At 64.0% G+C, this 23,530-nt stretch carries 20 protein-coding genes and 3 pseudogenes; 12 read left to right on the plus strand and 11 right to left on the minus strand.

Translation table 11 applies throughout. The features are described from left to right. Nucleotides 1-247 precede the first annotated feature (247 nt). On the minus strand, nucleotides 248-847 hold the full coding sequence (locus ROA7023_RS12385; protein ID WP_085879352.1) for a superoxide dismutase: 600 nt from the start codon (nucleotides 845-847) through the stop codon (nucleotides 248-250). A gap of 274 nt (nucleotides 848-1,121) precedes the next feature. Between ROA7023_RS12385 and ROA7023_RS12390 the strand changes: the two genes are divergently transcribed. From ROA7023_RS12390 to ROA7023_RS12400, 3 genes are read left to right on the plus strand one after another with little or no spacing between them, the layout of a single operon-like run. Further along, entirely contained in the window at nucleotides 1,122-2,618 is a 1,497-nt protein-coding gene (locus ROA7023_RS12390; protein WP_085879353.1) for a glycosyltransferase family 2 protein, read from the plus strand. A 1-nt stretch (nucleotide 2,619) separates the two neighbouring features. Continuing rightward, complete coding sequence (locus ROA7023_RS12395; RefSeq protein WP_085879354.1) at nucleotides 2,620-3,615, plus strand: glycosyltransferase family 2 protein; 996 nt, start codon at nucleotides 2,620-2,622, stop codon at nucleotides 3,613-3,615. Further along, on the plus strand, nucleotides 3,612-4,406 hold the full coding sequence (locus tag ROA7023_RS12400; RefSeq protein ID WP_085879355.1) for a sulfotransferase domain-containing protein: 795 nt from the start codon (nucleotides 3,612-3,614) through the stop codon (nucleotides 4,404-4,406). The genes ROA7023_RS12395 and ROA7023_RS12400 overlap by 4 nt, the downstream gene beginning before the upstream one ends. A 153-nt stretch (nucleotides 4,407-4,559) precedes the next feature. Here the strand turns inward: ROA7023_RS12400 and ROA7023_RS12405 are convergent, their stop codons facing one another. The 6 genes from ROA7023_RS12405 to ROA7023_RS12430 form a co-directional block, all read right to left on the minus strand. After that, on the minus strand, nucleotides 4,560-5,597 hold the full coding sequence (locus tag ROA7023_RS12405; protein WP_085879356.1) for an ATP-grasp fold amidoligase family protein: 1,038 nt from the start codon (nucleotides 5,595-5,597) through the stop codon (nucleotides 4,560-4,562). 26 nt (nucleotides 5,598-5,623) lie between these two features. Continuing rightward, nucleotides 5,624-6,160, minus strand: coding sequence for a sarcosine oxidase subunit gamma (locus tag ROA7023_RS12410; protein ID WP_085879357.1), 537 nt, complete (start codon nucleotides 6,158-6,160; stop codon nucleotides 5,624-5,626). Then, the gene (locus ROA7023_RS12415) at nucleotides 6,153-9,146 is read right to left on the minus strand and encodes a sarcosine oxidase subunit alpha family protein (RefSeq protein ID WP_085879358.1); all 2,994 of its coding nucleotides are present in this window, start codon (nucleotides 9,144-9,146) and stop codon (nucleotides 6,153-6,155) included. The genes ROA7023_RS12410 and ROA7023_RS12415 overlap by 8 nt, the downstream gene beginning before the upstream one ends. Then, complete coding sequence (locus ROA7023_RS12420) at nucleotides 9,143-9,466, minus strand: sarcosine oxidase subunit delta (protein ID WP_085879359.1); 324 nt, start codon at nucleotides 9,464-9,466, stop codon at nucleotides 9,143-9,145. The genes ROA7023_RS12415 and ROA7023_RS12420 overlap by 4 nt, the downstream gene beginning before the upstream one ends. Nucleotides 9,467-9,502: 36 nt before the next feature. Beyond that, nucleotides 9,503-9,691, minus strand: coding sequence for a hypothetical protein (locus ROA7023_RS12425; protein ID WP_085879360.1), 189 nt, complete (start codon nucleotides 9,689-9,691; stop codon nucleotides 9,503-9,505). Between the two features lie 85 nt (nucleotides 9,692-9,776). Further along, complete coding sequence (locus ROA7023_RS12430) at nucleotides 9,777-11,021, minus strand: sarcosine oxidase subunit beta family protein (RefSeq protein ID WP_085879361.1); 1,245 nt, start codon at nucleotides 11,019-11,021, stop codon at nucleotides 9,777-9,779. 172 nt (nucleotides 11,022-11,193) lie between these two features. On the opposite strand from ROA7023_RS12430, the gene ccmI reads away from it, so the two are divergent. Genes ccmI through ROA7023_RS12445 form a run of 3 tightly spaced genes read left to right on the plus strand, consistent with a single transcriptional unit; the run spans nucleotide 11,194 to nucleotide 13,150 of the window. Continuing rightward, entirely contained in the window at nucleotides 11,194-12,426 is a 1,233-nt protein-coding gene (gene ccmI / locus ROA7023_RS12435) for a c-type cytochrome biogenesis protein CcmI (protein ID WP_234992186.1), read from the plus strand. Further along, entirely contained in the window at nucleotides 12,423-12,899 is a 477-nt protein-coding gene (ruvX, locus tag ROA7023_RS12440) for a Holliday junction resolvase RuvX (RefSeq protein ID WP_085879362.1), read from the plus strand. Before ccmI ends, ruvX begins: the two co-directional genes overlap by 4 nt. Continuing rightward, the gene (locus ROA7023_RS12445; protein ID WP_085879363.1) at nucleotides 12,896-13,150 is read left to right on the plus strand and encodes a DUF1289 domain-containing protein; all 255 of its coding nucleotides are present in this window, start codon (nucleotides 12,896-12,898) and stop codon (nucleotides 13,148-13,150) included. The genes ruvX and ROA7023_RS12445 overlap by 4 nt, the downstream gene beginning before the upstream one ends. Before the next feature lie 157 nt (nucleotides 13,151-13,307). Here ROA7023_RS12445 and dusA read toward each other — a convergent pair whose 3' ends face one another. Beyond that, the gene (gene dusA / locus ROA7023_RS12450; protein ID WP_085879364.1) at nucleotides 13,308-14,309 is read right to left on the minus strand and encodes a tRNA dihydrouridine(20/20a) synthase DusA; all 1,002 of its coding nucleotides are present in this window, start codon (nucleotides 14,307-14,309) and stop codon (nucleotides 13,308-13,310) included. A gap of 328 nt (nucleotides 14,310-14,637) precedes the next feature. Between dusA and ROA7023_RS12455 the strand changes: the two genes are divergently transcribed. Beyond that, nucleotides 14,638-15,450: a tyrosine-type recombinase/integrase gene (locus tag ROA7023_RS12455; RefSeq protein ID WP_234992188.1), complete on the plus strand. Its 813-nt coding sequence runs from the start codon at nucleotides 14,638-14,640 to the stop codon at nucleotides 15,448-15,450. A gap of 229 nt (nucleotides 15,451-15,679) precedes the next feature. Further along, nucleotides 15,680-16,872: pseudogene (locus ROA7023_RS12460) on the plus strand (DUF932 domain-containing protein). 25 nt (nucleotides 16,873-16,897) lie between these two features. Here the strand turns inward: ROA7023_RS12460 and ROA7023_RS23820 are convergent. Both ROA7023_RS23820 and ROA7023_RS23825 read right to left on the minus strand, forming a co-directional pair. Continuing rightward, nucleotides 16,898-18,331: a hypothetical protein gene (locus tag ROA7023_RS23820; RefSeq protein WP_143535538.1), complete on the minus strand. Its 1,434-nt coding sequence runs from the start codon at nucleotides 18,329-18,331 to the stop codon at nucleotides 16,898-16,900. Continuing rightward, nucleotides 18,321-18,857, minus strand: coding sequence for a DUF4760 domain-containing protein (locus ROA7023_RS23825; protein WP_143535539.1), 537 nt, complete (start codon nucleotides 18,855-18,857; stop codon nucleotides 18,321-18,323). The genes ROA7023_RS23820 and ROA7023_RS23825 overlap by 11 nt, the downstream gene beginning before the upstream one ends. A 567-nt stretch (nucleotides 18,858-19,424) precedes the next feature. Between ROA7023_RS23825 and ROA7023_RS12465 the strand changes: the two are divergent. The 4 genes and pseudogenes from ROA7023_RS12465 to ROA7023_RS12480 all read left to right on the plus strand — a co-directional run. Next, nucleotides 19,425-20,327, plus strand: a pseudogene (locus ROA7023_RS12465) (ParB/RepB/Spo0J family partition protein); the annotation flags it as partial. A 223-nt stretch (nucleotides 20,328-20,550) separates the two neighbouring features. Further along, a pseudogene (locus tag ROA7023_RS12470) lies at nucleotides 20,551-21,216 on the plus strand (DUF2493 domain-containing protein); the annotation flags it as partial. A 117-nt stretch (nucleotides 21,217-21,333) separates the two neighbouring features. Then, the gene (locus tag ROA7023_RS12475) at nucleotides 21,334-21,786 is read left to right on the plus strand and encodes a hypothetical protein (protein ID WP_200812501.1); all 453 of its coding nucleotides are present in this window, start codon (nucleotides 21,334-21,336) and stop codon (nucleotides 21,784-21,786) included. A gap of 657 nt (nucleotides 21,787-22,443) precedes the next feature. Continuing rightward, nucleotides 22,444-22,782 carry a DUF736 domain-containing protein gene (locus ROA7023_RS12480; RefSeq protein WP_085879365.1) on the plus strand — a complete coding sequence of 113 codons (339 nt, stop codon included), beginning with the start codon at nucleotides 22,444-22,446 and terminating at the stop codon, nucleotides 22,780-22,782. 268 nt (nucleotides 22,783-23,050) lie between these two features. On the opposite strand, the gene ROA7023_RS23830 is transcribed toward ROA7023_RS12480, so the two are convergent. After that, on the minus strand, nucleotides 23,051-23,530 hold a 480-nt coding region (locus tag ROA7023_RS23830), incomplete at its 5' end, for a hypothetical protein (protein ID WP_234992189.1).

A 23,530-nucleotide genomic window follows, 5' to 3' on the forward strand; every position in this document is an offset into this window, starting at 1 on the left:
CCGCATGATTTCGGCCTCAAGGCCGGCGTGCGGCGACCGGCCGGAGCCGGCGCTTGCGAGCCGACAGGGTCAGCACGCCGGCGGTCCGACCTACCGCCTGCGGGGCGCACCGGAAACCGGGCAAGCGCGGCGCATGGCAGTCACGCGCCCAAGGCCATGGCAACGGGCCGTCAATCGCCGCCCCGAGCAGACGCAAAGGGCCCGGAGAATGTCCTCCGGGCCCTGTTTCTCGTGTCGCTCGCCAGGATCACATGCGGCTGGCGACGTTCTCCCAGTTGACCAGGTTCTCGAGGAAGTTGTCGAGATAGGCCGGGCGCTTGTTGCGGAAGTCGATGTAGTAGGAATGCTCCCACACGTCGCAGCCCAGAAGCGCGGTCTGGCCGAAGCAGAGCGGGTTCACGCCGTTCTCGGTCTTGGTGACCTTCAGCGAGCCTTCCGTATCCTTCACCAGCCACGCCCAGCCGGAGCCGAACTGGCCCGCGCCGGCCGCCTTGAAAGCGTCCTTGAATGCATCGACCGAGCCGAAGCTTTCGGTCAGTGCGGATTCGAGCGCACCCGGCATGGCGCTGGAGCCCGGGCCCATCATCTCCCAGAACTGGTTGTGGTTCCACAGCTGGCTGATATTGTTGAACAGGCCCGATTGCGCCACGGCCGAGGAATCGTAGGTGCCGGTGATGATCTCTTCCATCGACTTGCCGTCCCACTCGGTGCCGGACAGCAGCTTGTTGCCGTTGTCGACATAGGCCTTGTGGTGGATGTCGTGGTGAAATTCGAGCGTCTCCTTGCTCATGCCGTTGCCGGCGAGCGCGTCGTGGGCATAGGGCAGGTCGGGAAGGTCGAAAGCCATGGGAAATCCCCCTTTTTGTCTTGGCAGGTGTTTCGGTTGCCCTGTAACAAAGCGTTACAGCGCCGTTGGTCAAGGTCATTTCGTCAACGCGGGGCCGCCGGGAAGAGTTCCGGCGCCCCGGGGCCCCGTCCGTGGACTTTTTCCGGTCGCTCCGTATGCTGCGGCGCAAACAGGGTCTCGCCATACTCAGGTCAAATTGCATCGCTAGACCAGCGACCGATACGAGAACAAGAGCAGAAGCAGAAACAGGCCCATCGGGCCGGGAGAGCAGGGCATGAGCCCCAGGCACACCTATACGATTCTGTCGATGATGAAGGACGAGGGCCACTCGCTTGTCGAGTGGGTAGCCTATCACCGGCACATCGGTTTTGACAATATTTGCGTCTACACCAACAATTGCAGCGACGGCACCGACGACATGCTGATCCGCCTGGAGGAGCTGGGCTGGGTCAGGCATTTCCGCAACGAGGTGCCCGAAGACAAGAAACCGCAGCCCAACGCCCTGTCGCTGGCCACCGAGAACCCGGAGGTGATGAACAGCGAATGGGTGCTGGTCATGGATGCCGACGAGTTCCTGTCGGTCAAATGCGGACGCGGCTGGATCACCGACCTGGTCGAGCGGATCCCGCCCGAGGCGCAGGCCATGGCGATCACCTGGCGATTCTTTGGCTCATCCGGACTTACTGAATGGAATCCGGGCCTTGTGATCGAGAATTACACCAAGGCCGCACCCGACAAGTTCAAGAAGGGCTGGGGCGTCAAGACCCTGTTCAAGCCCTTCCCCGAGATCAAGCTGGGCATCCACCGCCCGACCATCAAGAAAGCCCGGCAAAGCGCCGAGAACGCGAAGATTCTCTTTGATCAACTGTGGCTCAACGGGTCTGGCGAGCCGATGCCGGACGAATTCTCGCTGTCGGGATGGCGGTCGACCAAGCCGACGCTGGGCTACAAGCTCGCAGAGCTCAACCACTACGCCACCAAGAGCCTTGAGGCCTACCTGCTGCGCCGGGTCCGGGGCAACGTGAACAACAAGGAAGACAAGTACAACGCCGCCTATTTCGCCCTGTTCGACCGCAACGAGATCGACGCCACCAACGCGCTGCGCCACGCCAAGGCGGTCAAGAAGAAGATGGCCGAGATCCTGTCGGACCCGGTCATGCGCAAGCTTCAGGACGAGGCGCTCGCGTTCCACGAGGCGAGGGTCGCAACGCTGCGCAGCACGGGCGAATACGACCATTGGCTGGCCGAGCTGAAACAGGCGTCCGAGACGACCATCGACCAGCTGGACGAGGTTCTCTTCGTGCAGCACCTGCCGAAGAAATGGCAGGAGAAGGTCAAGGAGATGCAGGCCCAGGGCGTGCCAGACAAGACCATCGCCAAGATGATCGCCGCCACCCAGACCGCCAAGAAGGGCGAGACCCGATCCGCCCTGCTGGAGGCCGCCGGCGTCAAGACGCCCGACACCCCGCCGGATGAGACCGCGCAGGCCCGCGACAGCGCCACCGAAGTGGCCATGAGCCTGGACAACCCCTTTCTGAACACGCCCGAGGCCGCAGCCCTGGGCGTGCCACGGCTTCAGCCCAACAGCGCCAAGGTCAGCCTCGATATCCCGGCCCCTGCCCTCGACACCATCGTCGAGGAGGCCACTGTCTCGGCCTCCAACGGCATCTCCAGCGACCCCGGGATCATCGCGCCGGTCCCCGGCCCGGAGGCGGAGGCAGCCGTGGAGCCGGAGGCGCTACCCGAAGCCGCCAGAAAGACGGGGAGCTGACATGACCAGGATCGTCGTCTCGACCATGAAAAACGAAGGCCCCTACCTGCTGGAATGGCTGGCCTATCACCGGTCGATCGGATTCGATGGCTTCTGTCTCTTTTCCAACGATTGCAGCGACGGAACCAACCTGATCCTCAACCGTCTCGACCAGATGGGCGTGGTGCGGCACTTCGACAATCCGCTGGGCCCAAGGATGGATCCGCAGCGCGCCGCCTATTCCCGCGCGGGACGGATGGAGTTCGTGCGCAAGGCCGAGTGGGTGCTGATCGCGGATGCGGACGAATACCTCAACATCCACGTCGGCGACCGCAAGATCGACGACCTGATCGCCACGGTGCCCGATGCCGACGCCTTTTCGTTGAACTGGCGTCTGATGGGGTCCGACGGGCAGGCCCATGCGGATTTCGACGCGCTGATCACCGACCGCTATACCAGGGGATCAAGCTTCGACCGGCCGGAGAACGGGCTCGTCTGGGGGTTCAAGACATTGTTTCGGCCGGAGAAGTTCGACTATTTCGGGGTGCACCGGCCGAAATGGCGCAAGGAGCGGACGGACATCAAGCCCGGCATCGTGAAATGGGTGAACGGCGACGGGATGGAGCTGGGCGAGCACATCCTGCTGAAGGGCTGGCGCTCGCGGGCCGACACCGTGGGCTATTCCCTGGCCCAGGTGAACCACTACGCGATCAAGAGCCGCGAGGATTTCCTGCTCAAGCGGCTGCGCGGCACCGCCAACAGCAAGAACAAGGACCGGATCGATATGGAGTATTGGGAGAAATACGACATCAACACGATCCCCGACGCCTCGATCCCGAACGACGGGATCCGGCCGATCCTCGAGGAATGGCTGTCCGATCCGGACCTCGCCGCGCTGGTGCGGGCCTGCAAGGAGTGTTCGCGCCGGGTGCTCGACTACCAGCTGAAGGTGGCCGAGTTCCGGACCTTCGTGGACACCGGCGTGTTCCCCAAGAACCAGCAGGAGCCCGCGGCATGAGCGGCGCGCGTCTTATCTGTGTCGGCACCCATCACAAGACCGGCACGATCTGGATGCGGAAGGTCTGGCGGGCGATCGCCCGGGCCCAGGACATTCCCTTCATGCAATGCTACAGGGCCAAGCGGCTGGCCGACGTGGCCGAGAGCGGCCCGCAAATCATCGTCAACTGGTCCTCGTCCTTCCCGGCGGAACTCTTTGCCCGCGAGGATGCACGGTTCATCCACATCGTGCGCGATCCGCGCGACGTGCTGCTGTCGGGGATGCGCTATCACCGGGTGGCGCCCCTGGGGAACGAGAAGTTCCTGCGCGAGAGGCGCGAGGCCTGGGGCGGCGGCACGTACCAGGATCACCTGAACGCCCTGCCCGACGATCACGCCCGGCTGATGTTCGAGATGGAAGAGAAGCACGACAAGACCGTCCGCGAGATGCTGGCCTGGCCCTGGGGGCACGACCGTGCCCATGAGCTGCGCTACGAGGATCTGATCCGGGACACGGAGTGCCGGCTGTTCCGGCAGGTGCTGGAGGCCTGCGACATCGAGGGGCTGGATATCGACGGCGCGGTGCGCAGTTTCTGGGATCTGTCGCTGTTCGGCGGGCTGGCCCGCGAGGACGACCGCAGCGCGCGCCAGAACCTGCATGTCAATTCCGGCGCCGAGGCGCAGTGGAAAGGGAAGCTCCCCCCCGAGATCGCGCGGGTCTATGCCGAGCGATACGGGCCGGCGCTGAAGTCGCTGGGCTACGCGGCCGACGACAGCTGGCTGCGGGAGCTGTCGGCCGAGCGGGCCGCGTGAGCTGCTGCGCCTGACTTGAAGGCGCGCCTTCGGCGCACGGGGCAAGCCCGGTTTCGCCTGCGGCGAACACCGGGCGGTCGGGGGGCGCTGCCCCCCGCCGGGTGCGCCTTCGGCGCCCCTTCCCCCCGGGATATTTCGGACCAGAAGAAGGCCTCAGACGTTGCCGGATATCCGGACGAATTTCGGCATCGGGTCCCAATCGGCGCAGATCATCTCGTCCAGTTCGGGCGAGCGAACGTGGCGGCGGCCGGCATTTGGCAGGAAGGTGAGTTCGCCCAGGAAGACCTCGCGGCCGCGCAGGTAGAGGTCGACGCGGCAATACTGGAAGCCCGCGCCGATGGTGCGGGCGATGTCGCGGGCGAGATCGGCGTTTTCGGGCAGCGGTTCCTCGCGCAGGTTCTGGCGCAGGAAGTTGTAGGGCAGGTAGTTGAGATCCTGGTCGTAGACCGGGTTGTGGCGATCCTCGGTCCCGTGGCCCACGTCCATCTGCAGGACGGAGATCTTGCCGTTGATGACGTGGAAGCGGAAATCGGTCAGCGGACCCTCGGCTTTGGCGTCGTTCAGGTCGCGTTCGAGAAAGGCCTTGCGGTCGATGAACCGGTACCACCATTGCGAGCTTTGCTTGCCGTAGTCCGTCGCGAGCCAGGTGGCGACGTTTTCGCGGGCCTCGGCCAGGGTCGCCTCGTCGCAGGGCAGGACGATCTTCATGACCTGGGCGGAGGCGTGGTTGGATTTCAGGAAATAGGTGCCGGGGGCCAGGCCCTCGAAGCTCGGTGTTTCGTCCGGGCCCCAGGTGCGGACGACCTCGGCCGGGCGGCAGCAGTCGCGGTATCGCTCGGGAATATACTCGCCCACCATCAACTTGTCGGCGGGGATCTTGCGAGGCATCGGCATCAGCAGCGAGTGCAGGATGTTCATGCCGCCGAAACTGGCCGGAGTGCAGAAATCGGGCCATTCGCCGTTCTTACGGAAATAGCCGCCGACGCCCGCGCGGACGATGCGGCGGAATTCCTTGGGGTCAAGCTGGGAACAGGCGGTCATCCAGCCCTCGGGGTCGCGAACCTCGTCGGTCTCGGCCAGGCTTTCCTCGTGCCAGGCGAGGAAGTCGTTGATGAAATGGGGCAGGAACTTCTCGCCGCCGGATTTGCGAGGCCGGCGATTGTAGAAATACTGCTCGTAGAACGGTCGCATGTCCGGCCTCTGCTCTGGGGCGCTCCTTACCGCAGTGGCCTGTGAAAGCCGACCTGTCCAGCCTTCGCGGCAGTGTGCAGCAAAGCTTCGACGTAATCCGTCACCGAACGGAAACAGATCAGTTGCGCCTCGGTCTCGGTGCGGAGCCAGATCGCCGCGGCCACCTGGGCCAGCCGGGTGCGGCGCAACGCGCCGGGCGGCCATGCGGCGGCCGAGACATCGGCGGGCGTGAGCTTGCCCAGAACGTCGCGCAGGCCCGCGCCCTCGATCGAGAACAGGGTCCGGGCATCGGAGACATCGACCGCGAGGTGATGGCTGCCGGCCAGCGCCGCGCCGATCCTCGTCAGCGCATCCGGAACGTCGGCCTGGGGCAGCAACAGCAGCAGCTCGTCCGACGACATCCAGAGCGTCGCCGCCTCGCCGGCGTGGGCGGCCTGGCCGCGGGCCGGCAGATCGCACCCGTTCACCTCGGCACAGGCGGCCCCGAGCGCCGGCACGGACAGGTCGCCGCGGAGCGTGATCATGCCGCGCGGGGCCTGTTTGCGGATCGTGACCTCAGACATTCTGCTTCGCTCCTTCCGGGTCGTAGAAGACCGGGCTGACGATCCGGGCCTTCACGGTCGGGCCGTCGACGGTGTTGAACTCCAGCACCTCGTCCATGCGGTCGGGCCCGTGCAGCACCAGCCCCATGGCGATGCCGCGGCCGATGGTCGGCGAATGGTAGGTCGAAGTCACACGGCCCTGGGTGTTGCGCTGGCCATTGGCCGTCTTGCCCTTGGCGATCGCATAGCTGCCGTCGGGCAGGACAGAGCCGTCCAGCGTCTCCAGCCCCACCAGCTGCCAGCGGTCGGGATCGGCCATGTGGCTGCGCATCTGGGCGCGCTTGCCGATGTAGTCGTCCTTCTTCTTCGAGATGGCCCAGCCGAGGCCGAGATCCTGGGGGATGATCGTCCCGTCGGTCTCGTCGCCGATCATGATGAAGCCCTTCTCGGCCCGCATCACGTGGAGCGCCTCGGTGCCGTAGGGGGTGATGCCGAACGCCGCCCCCGCCTCGAGCAGGGCGTCCCAGAGAGCGCGGCCCCGGCCCGCGGGCACCGCGACCTCGAACGACAGCTCACCCGAGAAGGAGATCCGGAAGATCCGCGCGGGGATGTCGGCGAGGGTCGTCTCGCGCCAGTCCATGAACTTGAACTCTTCGGCCGAAAGCCCTGTTCCGCCGAGCTTTTCCAGGACTTCCCTGGCTTTGGGACCGACCACGGCAATCTGGGCATATTGCTCCGTCAGATTGGCGGTGAAGACCTTGAAATCCCACCATTCGCATTGCAGCCAGTCTTCCATATGCGCGTGGATGCGGTCCGCGCCGCCGGTGGTGGTGTGGCAAAGCCAGGTGTCGTCGTCCAGCCGGGCCACGACGCCGTCGTCCATCAGGAAGCCGTTTTCCGAGCACATGAGGCCATAGCGGCAGCGGCCGACGGGCAATGTGCTCATCATGTTGGTGTAGAGCAGGTCCATGAACCGCCCGGCGTCGGGGCCCTTGACCACGATCTTCCCGAGAGTGGATGTGTCAAGCAAACCAACACCTTGCCGGGTGGCGTTGATCTCGCGGGCGACGGCATCGGCGTGGCTTTCGCCGTCCCGAGGGAAGCAATAGGGTCGGCGCCAGTGGCCGACGGGCTCCCAGTAGGCGCCCCGATCCGCATGCCAGTCGTGAAGCGGGGTCTTGCGCAGCGGCTGGAAGATCTCGCCCCGCGCCTCGGCCGCGATGGAGCCCATGGAGATCGGCGTGTAGGGCGGGCGGAAGGTGGTCGTGCCGACCTTGGGAATATCCTTGCCAAGCGCCTGAGAAAGGGTCGCGAGACCGTTGATGTTGCTTAGCTTTCCCTGATCCGTGGCCATGCCGAGCGTGGTATAGCGCTTGGTGTGCTCGACGCTTTCATAGCCTTCGCGGGCCGCGAGTTGCACGTCCGAGACCTTCACGTCGTTCTGGTAGTCCAGCCACATCTTCTGGCGCAGGGGCAGGCCCGCGCCCTGGGGCATGAGCCAGACCGGAACCAGCGGGCCTTCGTCGGCGTCCTGCGCCTCGGCTGCCTGGATGTCGGATCCGAGAATGGCGGTCATGGCTTCGGCCGTGTCGCACAGGGCTTCGGCGCTGCGCAGGTGGCCGTTGGCGGTGCCGGCGATCGTGACCGAGGGCTGCCCGTCGGCGCCGGTGGGCGCACGGGTCGGATCGGGGCGGAAGAAACAGCGCTCTGCGTCCCATGTCAGCTTGCCGCCGGTGTGGGACCAGAGGTGCACCACGGGCGACCAGCCGCCGGACATGGCGACGCAATCGCAGGCGATCTCTTCGAGCGGGGCGCCCTCGCCCGCCTGGGCGCAGATCGTCACGGACTCCAGGGACTTGCCGCCCTTGGCCGCGCCGATGCCCTTGCCGGTGAGGACCCGTATCCCGAGATCCCGCGCCTCACGTAGCAGCGGGCCGTCGGGCGTGGTGCGGGCATCGACGATGGCCACGACCTCGAGGCCCGCGTGGCGCAGGGCAAGGGCGGTGCGGTAGGCGTCGTCGTTGTTGGTCACCACGACCGTTCGGTCGCCGCAGGACACGCCCCAGTTCTCGACATAGTCGCGCACGGCCGAGGCCAGCATGACCCCGGGGATGTCGTTGCCGGCAAAGGACAACGGACGCTCGATCGCGCCGCTGGCCAGCACCACGTGACCCGCCCGGATGTGCCAGAGCCGGTGCCGGGGCCCCTCGGCCTCGGGGGCATGGTCGGTCAGCCGTTCGTAGACGGTGACGAAGCCGTGGTCGTAGACCCCTGCCCCCATCGCGCGGGTCCGCAGCACGACGTTCGGCATGTTTTCAAGAGCTTCAACGGTGTTCTTGACCCAATCGTCCGCCGGCATCCCGTCGATGGTCACCCCGTCGACGGGGGCGCGGCCGCCCCAATGGGCGGTCTGCTCGACCAGCATGACATGCTTGCCGGCCTGCCCGGCGGCCAGCGCCGCCTGAAGCCCCGAGATCCCGCCACCGACGATCAGCAGCCCCACATGGGCGTGGAACTGCTCGTAGGTGTCGGGGTCGGCCTCGGTCGGCGCCTTGCCCAGGCCCGCGGAGTGCCGGATGAACGGCTCGTAGACGTATTTCCACAGCGGCCGGGGGTGGATGAACATCTTGTAATAGAAGCCCGCAGGCAGGAACCGCGACAGCCTCGCGTTGACCGCGCCCACGTCGAATTCGAGGCTCGGCCAGTGGTTCTGCGAGGTCGCGGTCAGCCCGTCGAAAAGCTCGGTCGTGGTCGCCCGCTGGTTCGGCTCCAGCCGAGCGCCCCGGCCCAAGTTGACCAACGCGTTGGGCTCTTCGGCGCCGCTGGCGACCAGGCCGCGCGGGCGGTGATACTTGAACGAGCGCCCGACGAGCACCTGCCCCTGACCCAGCAATGCCGAAGCCAGCGTATCGCCCGCGTAGCCGCGCAGGCGTTTGCCGTTGAAGGTGAAATCCATCGGGCGGCGGCGGTCCAGAAGACGGCCCCCGGTTGCCAGTCGCGTGCTCATCCCAAGCGCCTCCAGCCCGGACGCCTGCCGGTGATCTTGTCAAGAATGTCCTGTGGCGGCTCGGTCGTCTGCGCGGCATAGGTGCCGAACACCTCGAGCGTCATCGTGCAGCGCGCCGCGAGGAACCATTTGCCACAGCCGAAACTATGGCGCCAACGCTCGAAATGCACGCCGCGGGGGTTCTCGCGAAGGAACAGGTAGCCCTCGAATGCCTCGTCCGAGGACTCCGGCCCGTGCCGCGTCAGATGCGCCTCGCCGCCGGGCGAAAGCTCCGTTTCATCGGCCTGCACGCCGCAATAGGGGCACTCAAAGGTCAGCATGGGCAAGCCTCCGCGCTGCGGCGGCCCGCACACCGCCTAGAAGTTTGGATAGACGACCGTCTGCGACCGCGAGGCGAAGTCGTTGTAGCCCTCGCCCGTCGCCACGACGACGAGGAAAAGGGTAAGCAGCAGCGTCCCGAGGCTGCCGGCCAGAAAGCCCGCCACCTTGGCGCCGTGCCGGTCGGTCCAGCCCGGCTCGGGCAGATATTTTTGAAGAATGCGCACGTCTTGGTCTCCGTCGTGATCCCCGCAGCATCTATGCCGCCCGACGCGCCGGACAAGGCCCGCTGTGGCCGTGGAACGAGCCGGATCAATGCGCCACCCCCGCCGCCACGCTTTCGTCGATGAACCGCCCCTCGCGGAACCGCGTCATCGAGAACGGATCGGCCAGCGGCGAGGTGCCCTTGGCCATCAGTTCAGCCATCGCCCAGCCCGAGCCGGGGATCGCCTTGAACCCGCCCGTGCCCCAGCCGCAGTTCACGAAAACGCCGTCGACAGGTGTTTTCGACAGGATCGGAGAGCGGTCGCCGGTCATGTCCACGATCCCGCCCCACCAGCGCAGCATCTTGAGGCGGCTGACCATGGGGAAGGTCTCGACCAGCGCGCGCACCGTTTCCTGGACATGGTGGAACGAGCCGCGCTGGGTGTAGTTGTTGAAGCCGTCCGCGCCGCCACCGATCACCATCTCGCCCTTGTCGGATTGCGACATGTAGCCATGCACCGTGTTGGCCATGACGACCACGTCCATGCAGGGCTTGATCGGCTCGCTGACCAGCGCCTGAAGCGCCACGGATTCGATCGGCAGGCGAAAGCCCGCCATCTCGGCCAGGTGGCCCGAATGGCCCGCCACCACAAGGCCCAGCTTGTCGCAGTCGATGGCGCCCTTCGTGGTGTCGATGCCGGCGACGCGGCCGCCCTCGCGGCGGATGCCGGTGACCTCGCATTGCTGAATGATGTCCATGCCCATGTCGGAACAGGCCCGGGCATAGCCCCAGGCCACCGCATCGTGCCGCGCGGTCCCGGCCCGCGCCTGCCAGAGCGCCCCCAGCACCGGATAGCGCGGCCCGTCGATGTTGATGATCGGGCACAGCTCCTTGACCCGCTCGGGGCCGATGAATTCGGTCGTCACCCCCTGCAGCGCGTTGGCATGGGCCGTGCGCAGATAGCCGCGCACCTCGTGCTGGGTCTGGGCCAGCATCATCACGCCGCGGGGGCTGAACATGACGTTGTAGTTCAGGTCCTGGCTCATGGTCTCGTAGAGCGAGCGGGCCTTCTCGTAGATCGCGGCGGACGGGTCCTGCAGGTAGTTCGAGCGGATGATCGTCGTGTTGCGGCCGGTGTTGCCGCCGCCAAGCCAGCCCTTCTCGATCACCGCGACATTGGTGATGCCGTGGTTCTTGCCCAGCCAATAGGCGGTGGCGAGCCCATGGCCGCCCGCGCCTACGATGATGACGTCATAGCGTTTCTTCGGCTCGGGCGAGGCCCAGGCCCGTTCCCACCCCAGGTGGTGGCGCATGGCCTCGCGGGCGATCGCAAAAACTGAATAGCGTCTCATCGGCCGAATCCCCTGCTGCCCGCGCTCGGGCCCCTCCGTCGATGTGGACCCTAAGCCGTTCCGCTTGTGGACTGTCAACGGCACAACCCTGCGAGAATGCGACACATCGGGGTCGCGCGTTGTCGCAGCCCCTTTTCGCGCGGCGCCCTCCGGCATATGTCGAGAGCACGTCATGATCGAAGGGGGACGGATGCTGTTCTTTGTGCTCTGCGGCGCCATGGCGCTCATGGTGACGGCGATGCTCGTGCTGCCGCTGCTGCGGCCGCGGGAAAGCGACGCTGGCGCCTCCGAGGTGGCGGTCTACAAGGCGCAGCTCGACGAGGTCGACCGCGACGTGGCGCAGGGCGTGCTCGACCCCGCCGAGGCGGAGCGGGCCCGAACCGAGATCGCCCGCCGGCTGCTGTCCGCCGACAAGGCCGATGCCGGCCCGACGGCCCCCGCCCCGGTCGGGCTGAGCCGGACCGCCGCGGCGCTGAGCGCGGTGCTGGTGCTGGGTGCCACCGGCGTGGGCTATACGCTGCTGGGCGCCTTCGGCCCCGCGGGCCCCTACCCCGACGTGCCCCGCGCCGACAGGATCGCCAATGCCGACGCCATGCGCGACGGGCGCCCGTCGCAGGCCGAGCTGGAATCCGTCGCGGGCCGCATGACGCTCGCCCCCGAGAACGTGCCCGAGGATTACCTCGAGATGGTCGCCCAGCTGCGCGAGGTCGTGCCGACCCGCCCCGACGAGGTCGAGGGCTGGGTCCTGCTCGCCCGGCACGAGGCCGCCCTTGGCAATTTCTCCGCCGCCGCCCGGGCGGAGGAACAGGTCGTGGCACTGCGCGGCGAAGAGGTCACCCTGCAGGAGCGTGAACGTCTGGTCGACCTGCTGGTCGCCGCCGCCGGCGGGGTCGTCTCGCCCGAGGTCGAGGCCCGCGTGCAGGAGTTGCTCGAGGACGATCCGGGGAACCTGGCGGGGCGCTATTACCTTGGCCTGCTCTATGCCCAGACCGACCGGCCCGATGTCGGCTTTGGCCTCTGGCGCGAGGTTCTCGACTCCGGCGGCGACGGGCCCTACGTCCGTCTCGCCCGCGGCCAGATCGAAGAGGCCGCCTTCCGCGCGGGCGAAGAATACCGCCTGCCCCCCCAACGCGGCCCGACCGAGGCCGACATGGCCGCCGCAGCGGAAATGGATCCCGAGGCGCGGGCGGCGATGATCGCCAACATGGTCGCGGGGCTGGAGGACCGGCTCGCCACCGACGGCGGCACGGCAGAAGACTGGGCGCGGCTGATCACCGCCAAGACTGTGCTGGGCGACACGGCCCAGGCGCAGGCGATCCTGACCGAGGCGCGGCAGGTCTTTGCGGGCCGTGCCGAGGATCTCGCCCAGATCGACCGGGCCGCCGCGCAGGCGGGGCTCGAATGATCTGCGAGACGGCCGAAGAGTTCGCCGCCGCCCTGCCGCGCGCCGGCGGGATCATGGGGCTCGACCTCGGGACCCGGACCATCGGCGTGGCCGTGTCCGACGGTCTGCAATCCGTGGCCAGCCCGCTGGAGGTCGTCCGGCGCAAGAAATTCGGCCTCGACGCGGCCCGTCTGCTCGAGCTCGCGCAGGGCCGCGCCATGGTCGGCTTCGTCCTCGGCCTGCCCTTCAACATGGACGGCAGCGAGGGGCCGCGCTGCCAATCGACGCGCGGCTTTGCCCGCAACCTGTCGCGCCTGACCGACCTGCCGATCGGCTACTGGGACGAGCGCCTGTCCACCGTGGCCGCCGAACGCGCCCTGCTGGAGTCGGATACGTCCCGAAAACGCCGCGCCGAGATCATCGACCAGGTCGCCGCTTCTGTCATATTGCAGGGGTTGCTGGACCGCCTCGGCGTCATCAGGAGAGCCGCGTGACCAAACCCGACCCCTCCGACGCCGTCTGGGCCCGGGCCGAGATCGCCTCGCCCTGCGTCAAGCTCTGCGTGATCGCGCCCGAATCGCGGCTCTGCATCGGCTGCCTGCGGTCGATCGACGAGATCACCGCCTGGTCGCGGATGACGGACGCCGCCCGCGCCGAGGTCATGGCCCGCCTGCCCGACCGCGCGGGCGAGGTCGCCAAGCGCCGCGGCGGCCGCGCCGCCCGCCTGAAATCCCGCGACCGCTAGCCCTGCCGCCCGCCCGGTCGGGGCGGGCCTCAATCGCACCGGGCGCCTGTCCTCAAAACCCGATCCGGGACGCAGGTCCGAGAAGCTCCGCTGAAAGTCTGTCCCGCGCGACTGCGCCCGGGGACTGCGGCGGGCGACCATCCAACCCGCGGGGCCCTCAGGCCGAGGCCGCCATCCCGACCCCGGGGATCGCGGCCAGCGCCGCCTCGATCACCTCGGGGCCCGCGCCGGGCCGCACCGCGCCTTCGCTCAGGATCCGCCGCCAGGCCCGCGCACCGGGCCGCCCCGCGAACAGCCCCAGCATATGCCGGGTCACCTGGTTCAGCCGCCCGCCGGCCGCCAGGTGGCGCTCGGTATAGGGCAGCATGTCGCGCACGACCTCCTCGGCCTCGCGCGGCGGCCGGTCGGACCCGAAGATCTCGGCATCGGCCCGAAGCAGGATCGCGCCCGGGTCGTGATAGGCGGCGCGCCCCACCATCACCCCGTCGAGCCCGGCGTCGAGAAAGCTCCGCACCTCGCCCAGCGTGGTGATCCCGCCGTTGACCGAGATGTGCAGGTCGGGAAACCGGTCCTTCATCCGACGGACCAGATCATGATCCAGCGGCGGCACGTCCCGGTTCTCCTTCGGCGACAACCCCTGCAGCCAGGCCTTGCGCGCATGGATCACGACGCGCCTGACGCCGACCCGGGCCACGGCGTCCAGAAAGCGCGGCAGGATCTCCTCGGGGTCCTGGTCGTCGACGCCGATCCGGCACTTGACCGTGACCTCGCGCGGCTGGGCGGCGATCATCGCGGCGCAACAGGTGGCGACAAGCTCCGGCTGCCGCATCAACACCGCGCCGAATGTGCCCGATTGCACCCGGTCGGACGGACAGCCGCAATTGAGGTTGATCTCGTCATAGCCTGCCTCGGCCCCCATCCGCGCCGCCTGCCCCAGCTCTGCCGGGTCCGACCCGCCGAGCTGCAGCGCCACAGGGTGCTCGGCCACGTCATGCTCCAGCAGATGCCCCGCCCCGCCCCGGACCAGCGCCGCAGAGGTCACCATCTCGGTATAAAGCAACGCCTCCTTCGACATGAGCCGGTGGAAATAGCGGCAATGCCGGTCAGTCCAGTCCATCATCGGGGCAACGGACAGTCTGGCGCTTTGATCTATCTGCATTCTTCTATTTTCGCAATATTGGCAGCGGATGCTGCTTCGCTGGAATACGCCCCGGTTTCCATGAATCTGCCCCTCCGTAACGCCTCATTGCACACATGAGCCGCAGACGAAACTGGCCTCCATTACCAAGCCCCCATGCCGTACCTGCTAGGTCCAGATCAGCGAAAGGGTAGCTCACGCGAGCGAGACGGCCCGAAGCCGCGACGACGCCGCACGCTCAAGCCCGCCAGGCGGAGACCCGAGTCGATCAGGGGCTGGCGCCTACAAGCACGTCCGTTTCCCGCCTCCAGACCTTTGGCGACCTCATCGATCTTCATATAACCGATATGTGCGAGGTAGGGAAACCGCCGCGTCGCGAGCCAAGGCCGCCACGCTCACGACGCTCAAGCGCAATCTGGGCAAGGAGAAGATCGGGCACCTCGACCGGCAAAAGCTGATCGACTACGGCAAGATGCGCACCGATCAAGGCGCCGGTCCAGTGACCCTCAGCATCGATATCGGCGTGATCAAGATGATCATCACCCATGCGGCAGCCGTGCACGGGCTCGACATCTCTCCCGAACCCGTTGATCTGGCCCGTGTTGCTCTCAAGCACCTCGTGCTGATCGGCAAGGGCACGGAACGGGATCGTCGCCCCACCACGGACGAGTTGAACCGCCTGTTCCGTTGCCTCGAAGACAACGAGCGCCTGACCCTGCCGATGACACGCATCGTGAAATTCGCGGTGGCCACGGCGATGCGGCTCGACGAAATCTGCCGCGTCGAATGGACGGATCTCGACGTCGACCGCCGGATGCTCATGATCCGCGACCGAAAAGACCCGCGCAACAAGACCGGAAACGACCAGCGGATACCGCTCTTCGCGGCCACTGGCTTCGACGCCTGGGCGCTGGTCAGGGCGCAGGCCAAGGACTTGTGTCAAGACAGTCTGTATTTCAGTGTCAAAAACCTGATAAGCTTCACTGGCCTATTCGCAAACGGGGCAACCTCTTCCAGTGTTTCAAGGCCCACTTCGGCACGGGCCGCCGTCAAGTTGCCAAGATGCGCATTGATCGAGCCTTTTTCGCGATTGGGTAGCCTTGCAGAACAATTTCTTAAGATGTCGGAACGCGAAATAGTCTTTCCATTCTTCTTTGACTGAATCGCCTCCTGATACATTTCATCTGTGACGGAGAATTCCTCATCTTTCCAAAGTTGCGCCATTCCATCCTCCTTTGACGATGTACACGACATATCACTGCGGCAGGCTCACTGTCGCCCAACCTTTCATGTCGGGAACACCGGCTTTCGTTCCTCCCTGACGACGCTCCACTGGAGCGTCGTCTCTGCCTGCGACAGACCGGTCGTCACCCCGTCGCGGGAGAAAACCCATGAAGACCGAGATTATCGATGCCGGGCGTGAAATCAGCGTCGGCTACAGGGTGGATGTGTCGCGCGGGACGAATGTGGACCGCGTGTCGTCCGAATGGTTCTCGCGGCCGGATGACGAGCGGTATCTGTCGCTCGACGATCTCTTCGCCTCGGTCAAGGGCCGGGCGGAGCGGAGCCGGACGCGCACGGTAGAAAGCGCGGCGATCCGGGTCGAGGCGCATCGCGACAACCCGGAAAAGCTGGGGCTGGTCCTGCCCGGTGCGGATGAACCCATCGCGCCGCGCATTGGTCCTTTGGCCAGCTCTCCAGCCTCGTCGGCGCACCTGCCGCCTATCTACGACAGTTGCCCGCGCCGCTGGCGGGCATCAACCTGCAATACGGGCTGACCAACCACCTGGCCGAGAAAATCAAGAAGATGGAGGTCGCGGATGGTCGCACCGAACTGCGCGCCGTGACCGGCCCGGACTACGGCCGCATCTACGACCACGAACTCGTCTCCGCCGTTCAGCGCATCGCCGGCAACGGCACGGGCGACACGCGCTGGAAGGTACCGGGCGTGCTCGACTGGTCGACCGGCATCTACAACCCGCGCGTGGACGTGACGAAGGAGACGACGACGCTTTACGCCTCGGATCGTGACGTGTTCCTGTTTCTCGTCGACGATCTGAACCCGATCGAGGCGGGGCTGCTGCCCGACGGCTCGCCCGACCTCTATTTCCGGGGATTCTACTGCTGGAATTCGGAGGTCGGGGCCAAGACGCTGGGCATCGCCAGCTTCTACCTGCGCGCAGTCTGCCAGAACCGCAACCTCTGGGGCGTCGAGGACTTCCAGGAGATCACGATCCGGCACTCGAAATACGCCGCCTCCCGCTTCGCCCATGAGGCCGCCCCGGCACTGAGCCGCTTCGCCGAGTCCTCGCCCGCGCCCTTCATCGACGGCATTCGCGCGGCGCGGGAGAAGATCGTCGCGCGGACAGACGAGGACCGGCAGGGCTTTCTCCGCAAGCGCGGGTTCTCGAAAGCAGAGACGGGGCGGATCGTCGAGACGGTTCTGGCCGAGGAGGGCCGCCCGCCCGAGAGCGTCTTCGATTTTGTGCAGGGGATCACCGCGGTGGCCCGGTCGAAGCCGCAGCAGGATGCGCGGTTGGTAATGGAGGGGAAGGCGAAGGCGTTGCTGGAGAAGACCACATAGTCTTCGACCAATGGTGGGTGGCTATCTATAGCGCACTCCTCTGGAGTTCGATAAGACCAGATAGCTCGCTCACCCCGTCGAAACTGAGCCGATCATCGACAATGAAGCCACAATAGGTCTCATTCGCCAATCTTGAGATGGCACTTTCTTCAATTTGCAGGCAAATTTCTAAGGATCCAGGTGCCACGTATGTACCATTCAATAATCCTATTTCATCACCTTGAATCGAAAACTGCCCGTCACTTGTCAATGAAAAGCTAAACCATCCAAACCCTGTTTCACCCCCGTCAGTTCTAACAACATAGACGCTAGAGGGCGCGATGGTCGGAAGTTGCTGAACTTCTAGCTGTAGAGGGTTCGTGTAAAGGTACAGCGGGTCGAATTCGGAACCAACGTCAGAGGTCCCACTTAACAGCCTGATAGGGACATAGTGTGGCAAGCTCTCCCAAGGCTCCAAAAAACGTGTCTGCAGCTCATAGTCTCTGTCCCTAAACGTTACCTGATAATCATCACCAACTCGCTGGCCAAGATGGCGAATTTCACACTCGTAATGCCTTGAGGTTACGAGTGTCATATCGTTCGACCGCTCTACCGTGTAACCCCATGACGGCACGTCTGGTGTAAATTCCCATGCTCTACCGACGCTCCAAATAGAAGCGTTCACGCAAAGTCGTGAATAGTGCCGATCACTCATTTGGACTTCAGGCACCCCTGCCAAGTATATGTCATATCTCCCGGCGTCGTTGATTGTTTGTATCTCAAAAAAACTATCCACACCCTGAAAGCTTAAGAGTTCAATAAGCAGGTCTGGAGGAAACCGGTCAATCGGACCATGGGTGTCTATGAACGCATTGGTTAAGACGTCGTTCAATCTACGGATTGAGTCTGTTCCGGATGAAAAGAACTCGACAACTACATTGCGCGGGAGGATTTCGGGCAACTGCGAAATTCCGTCAATGAAGGGCGAATGAAAGCCAAGGCGCCCATCGACATGTAGGACACGCACAGGGATTGTGTTGCCACCGTCCGAGTTCGATGTAGACAGAGTCCCTCCCAGGAAAATCAATGCGCAAGCCGATAAACACTGAGAGCCACTTGGAACAACCGTGACCACCCTGAAGAGGGTCATAAACTCGCTTTCGAGAAGCTCTAGCGCTTCGTCGAAGTCACCGCCCTCGCTATCGAGACACAGTGTATGGACTCGCTCCGCCGACTCAAAAATTTCCTCATCAATAAAGCCCGTTATTCCAATTCCATCCAGTTGACTGGTCTCCCACAGTTCATTCAGTTTGTCCGCATCGCCTTCCTCAATTGTACCTTCCAGCACAATAGAGCAAGCCCCGTTCAAAGCATCAGAAAGTTTATGTCCATCGGAGCTTAGTAGTTGAATATTGGCTGCAAGAGCGCAAGACGGAAACAACGCTAGAAAAGAAACTAGCCAAATCTCGTTAGGTCTCATTATCACACTCCGATGCAAAGGCACTCAATCCCTGCCCAAGGGATCTATCGCCGCTTTGTTGGCGCATTAATTCAAAGATCGGCCTATAGGTTCCTTCAATTTGAATTGCATCGTCACAGAAGAATGTCTGAGCGATCTCACGATCACAGGCCTTGCTTGAAACGCAGATTGAAACTTCATCATGAAAATGAGCGACACGCCGAAGCGCAAAAACCACATCGTTTCCACTCTGATCGGCTCGCAAGACAGAAACAAAAAACGCCTGAAGTCCGGACGGGGTTTGACCTTGTTCTTGCAGCAAACTTGCCACATCAGGGTTTCGTAACCAAAATTCAAACAGTGTCTGTACGGCGCTTTGATGTTCGTCGCTGTTCGCAGTGGAAATATAATCAAGGCTTCGAGCCTGTGCTGCACGCTCGATAGAGGCGCGTTGACCGTCAAAGAACTCAAAAATACCAAAAGCAGCTATGCCAAGGCCAACAGCCTTCAATCCAGTTTCAACTATCCAACGACGATCTTCTTTCATGGGCGAACTTCACAGGTCGAGGGGTAGAGCCGCACAGCATCAGACAGAGAAATGTCTCTTTCCGAAAAAAGGCATCGAAACTCATCTTTAGTGACGTAAATGAAGCTATCAATGGCAACAGACAGATCAACATCTGATGGGGATCCGCTATTCAATAGGCTAAGTGGCCGTTCGGGGAACTCAGGACACACCCTTAATGGGATAAGGAGGTTATTGCGATTGTCAGACAAGTACACGTCTCTGTTGTCGACAAGACAACTATAGTGCTGATCTGAAATTGTATAAAAGAGATCTTGAGCCATCAAACTGCCGCCAGAAAGAAGAAAGGACATTGCAGTTAGCAAGAGATACCGATTTCGAGTTCGCCCAAACATAGATTCAACCCCAGCGCCACACGTCAAGGATGCAAGATTTCCATTCGATGTGCAAACCTTCGTTGTGCAAACGTGTAACGCATTTCGAGCTTCCCGGTCGCGTTCGATAGAGTGAGAGGGGTGCCGGGTTTTCCGTGACGGGTTTGGAGGTCGGGAGAGAGGCTCCCGGCTGGCCCGTCGCGGAGATATCCCGATGACCAAGCAACAGAAAATCACCCTCAGCGCCTCCCGCGACATCCCCTTCAACAAGCTGATGCTCAGCCAGTCGAACGTGCGCCACGTCAAGGCGGGCGTGTCGATCGAGGAACTGGCCAAGGACATCGCGTGGCGGACGCTCCTCAGCTCCATCACCGTGCGGCTGGTGCTGGACGACAGTGGCGCCGAGACCGGCATGTACACGATCCCCGCCGGTGGTCGGCGGTTCCGTGCGCTGGAACTGCTCGTCAAGCAGAAGCGCATGAACAAGACAGCACTTGTGCCCTGCATCGTGCGCATGGACGGCCTCGCGGAAGAAGATAGCCTGGCCGAGAACATCCAGCGCGCACCGCTGCATCCGCTCGATCAGTTCCGCGCGTTTCAGACGATGCGCGAAAAGGGCCGGACGGAGGAAGAGATCGCCGCCGCCTTCTTCGTCTCGGCCAGCATGGCCAAGCAGCGGCTGAAGCTCGCCGCCGTCGCGCCGTCGCTGCTCGACGCCTATGCCGAGGAGGAGATGACGCTCGACCAGCTCATGGCCTTCACGGTCAATTCCGATCACGCGCGGCAGGAGCAGGTCTGGGAGGGGCTGCAGCGGCACTATTCCCGGCAGCCCTACGAAATCCGCCGCATGCTGACCGAGGGTGCGGTGCGGGCCTCGGACAAGCGGGCGCAATTCGTCGGGCTCGACGATTACGTCGAGGCCGGTGGCGATATCCTGCGCGACCTGTTCCAGCAGGACGACGGCGGCTGGTTGCAGGATGCCGCCCTTCTCGACGTCATGGTGCGCGAGAAACTGGCCGAAGAGGCCGAGGTGGTCCGTGCCGAGGGCTGGAAATGGGTCGAGGTCGACACCGAGTTTCCCTACGGCCACAACCGGGCAGCATGGCGACCTTCTGGACCTGATCGCCCTGAACATGGGTATCACCACCCCAAGGGACGCGCTGGACGAAGCGCGCAGGTTTCTCAGCCTGCCGCAGACGGACAGTCACCGGGCCACCAAACTGCCAGCTTCTCCCGGCTCACCCGCCGCCGCGCGGCGGCTCTGGGCCATGGGCCAGCCGATGTCGGGCACCTTGGCGGAACGCTATCTCGCAGGGCGCGACCTCACCGGGCTGAGCCATCTCGACGGCAACGAGCAGGCACAATAACGCGCACAGCGCGAACAGGACGGATCAGAGGTCCGGTCCGTCGAACTGGAAACCCTGATCGCGGAGGGCATTACGCTCATCGAGCGGCGCAATGCCTTTGAGGCCATGCGCGACCTCGCCGCCGAGGGCTTCGAGGCCCATCTCGGCCAAACCTGGCACCCCCGCGCGGGCAGCCACGTGAACCGCCGTACCCTGACCGCATCCCTGATCGACAGCCGCGATCACATCGCCGCCAAGCGCCGGGCCGATCTGGAACCGCTCCTCCCGCAGGGCACGAAGATCGCCTTCACCGGCGGGCTGGACTGCAACGATCACGCGGCCATCTGGGCGGCGCTCTACCGCGTCCACGCGAAACACGCCGACATGGTCCTGTTGCACGGCGGCGCACCGCGCGGGGCCGAACGGATCGCCGCCGCCTGGGCCGACAACCGCAGCGTGACGCAGATCGTCTTCAAGCCCGACTGGACACGGCACGGCAAATCGACCCCCTTCAAGCGCAACGACCAGTTACTCGACATCCTGCCCATCGGGCTCATCGTCTTCCCGGGCTCGGGCACTACCGACAACCTCGCTGACAAGGCCCGCGCGATGGGCATTCCCCTCTTCGACTTCCGGCCGAAAGCCGCCCCACCGGCATGACCGGATTTCCGCCGACGCCCGCCCGGATCCTCCCAGGGCGGGTCGTTTTCTGCTATGATCTGCTCGTGCCAATGGAGGAGGTGGCGGCGCGATCCTTGTTCTCGAAAGGAGTGCCTTATGCTTGTATCCACCCACTTCACGATGTTCGGCCTCGGTGCCCTCTGCTGGATCCTGTTCAATCTGGCTGTCTACGCCCTGACCTTTGCCATCGGGCTGACATCCGGCATGTATCTGTATGAAACCGGCCAAGGCGTCTTCCTGTCGATCATTGTGGGCCTGTTCATCGGCGGTTTCATCGCCGTTCTCGGGGAATTCGCCTTCGACCGCATCCGCTCCATCCCCATCAAACTCGCCATCGGCCTGATCTACGCGGTCCCCGCCGGGATCGCCGGGTTTCATGCCGCAAAAGGCCTTGCCGAATTCGGCAGCGCGGGCGCCGTCGCCATCACACTCCTGTCTTGGCTGGGGGCGCTGGTCGTGGGCGGGACCGCATGGGCTCGGGTGTCGGGCTGGTCCGAGGTCAACGCCATGTCCGACCCGCATCCGCACAGGTCTTTCGACGAATACTGAACGCCCTGTGAAGCTTGCGCAGCAGCATGCCGTCAGCGACGTCGTCAGCATGCACCGCGCCCGATTGAGGCAACAGGTCTCGATCCTCGCCGTCACCGCAGCGTTGCAGTTAGGCAGGACCGGCTGAGCAAAACCAGATCGCCGAAACCTACGTTGTGGCGAATGGCACCGGTCGCGTATGCAGTTGGACCGTCGGCAGACCGAACATCACGGCAGACAAACACGGACACGGTAAGAGGGGGAAATCCCGGAATCTTGCGGCACGTCCGGCACATGCACCGTTTCCGCCTGTACGCCGCAACCTGTCTTTGCACGACGCATGCTGCCGGGATCTTGCGCGGTCCAGAGGGAGCCTGTCATCCCCTCTCCCATTGCTTGCGCCACGCGACCCTTGCGGGCCTCTCAGCGGCTGATCTGACCGGGATCGGCTGACGCCTCGACCGCCTTGAACGCAACAGCGCGTCCGGACTTTCTTCCCCTGGCGCCCCCGAACAATATCGGGTTCGCCATTCCTCGCGGAGCAAGAAAGACCGGCCTTGCCGTCCTCAGCTGGCGCTGCGGGCCACAGGGGCTGCGTCGGCGGGTCGTCCCGGTCCTGACGATCGCCATCGAGGCCGCGGAGGGCGCGGGCTCGGACAAGCCAAAAGGAGATTTGACATGGCCACCACCGGAACCTTCAAGAAGACCGGCAGCGAATACGTCGGCGAAATCGTCACCCTGAGCGTTCAGGCAGAATCCGTCCGCATCGTCCCCGAGGACAGCACCCCGAACGACAACGCCCCCTCCCACCGCGTCTTCGTCGGCCGTGCCGAGATCGGCGCTGCCTGGTCCAAGCGCTCGACCGAGGGCCGCGACTACCTGAGCCTCAAGCTCGACGACCCGAGCTTCACCCAGCCGATCTACGCCAACCTCTTCGACGACACGGTGATCGAAGGCGGCGAAGAGACCTTCAGCCTCATCTGGTCGCGCCCCAACACCCGCTGCAACGGCGACTGACAGCAAACCGCCCCGCCCGGGATCACCGGGCGGGGCGGAATTTGCTTGTCTTGTGCTGACCGCGAGCGACTTGCGCTCTTGCTTGAACGCAACGCGTATTGGACTTCAGCCTTCCAGATTCGTCTGCAGCTGCGATCATTCGTGATCGTGGTCTGCTATTCCGCTCAGCTTGGCATTCAGGTTCCCGCTTTTTCTCGCTCAGGCCAAGAAAAGATGGCCGAGCGGCTGAGAGTAGTGCGGCTTAATGTGATCTAGCCACTTTTCGTATTCATCTTTTGGCAAACAACTGGCACCCCCAAATAAGGCAAGGCTGCTGAGACGGCGAAACAGAAGTGAAGCCAGTTTTCGATTTTCGGTAACAGTTTTTGTCATCAAGTCGGCTTCTCGCCAAGAGCATCTGACGCTCGTCCAGGTTAGAAGAAACTTCTTTCACTATTTCTTTTAACCCACCCGGAGTAAGAGGAACCACACCACGGACAAACAGCTCAAAAAGCCACGTCTTCGATAGCTGAATGCTCGATGCTGGTGGTGAGTGCATCACAGAAATCACTTCATCGTGAAGATCGTCGAAGCACCCAGCATTGTCTTTTTCCAGCTCCTGCATAGGCTCAGGACCCATTAAACGGGTTGAGGCTGCGCGGTCTGCGTGATTCATCGTCCCCGAACCAAAGGGGGCATGATGAGCGATCTGTATTGGCTGAGCGAGGCTCAGATGGCGCGGCTGAGGCCCTATTTTCCGAAGAGCCAT

The organism is Roseisalinus antarcticus (assembly GCF_900172355.1).
Classification (GTDB): domain Bacteria; phylum Pseudomonadota; class Alphaproteobacteria; order Rhodobacterales; family Rhodobacteraceae; genus Oceanicola; species Oceanicola antarcticus_A.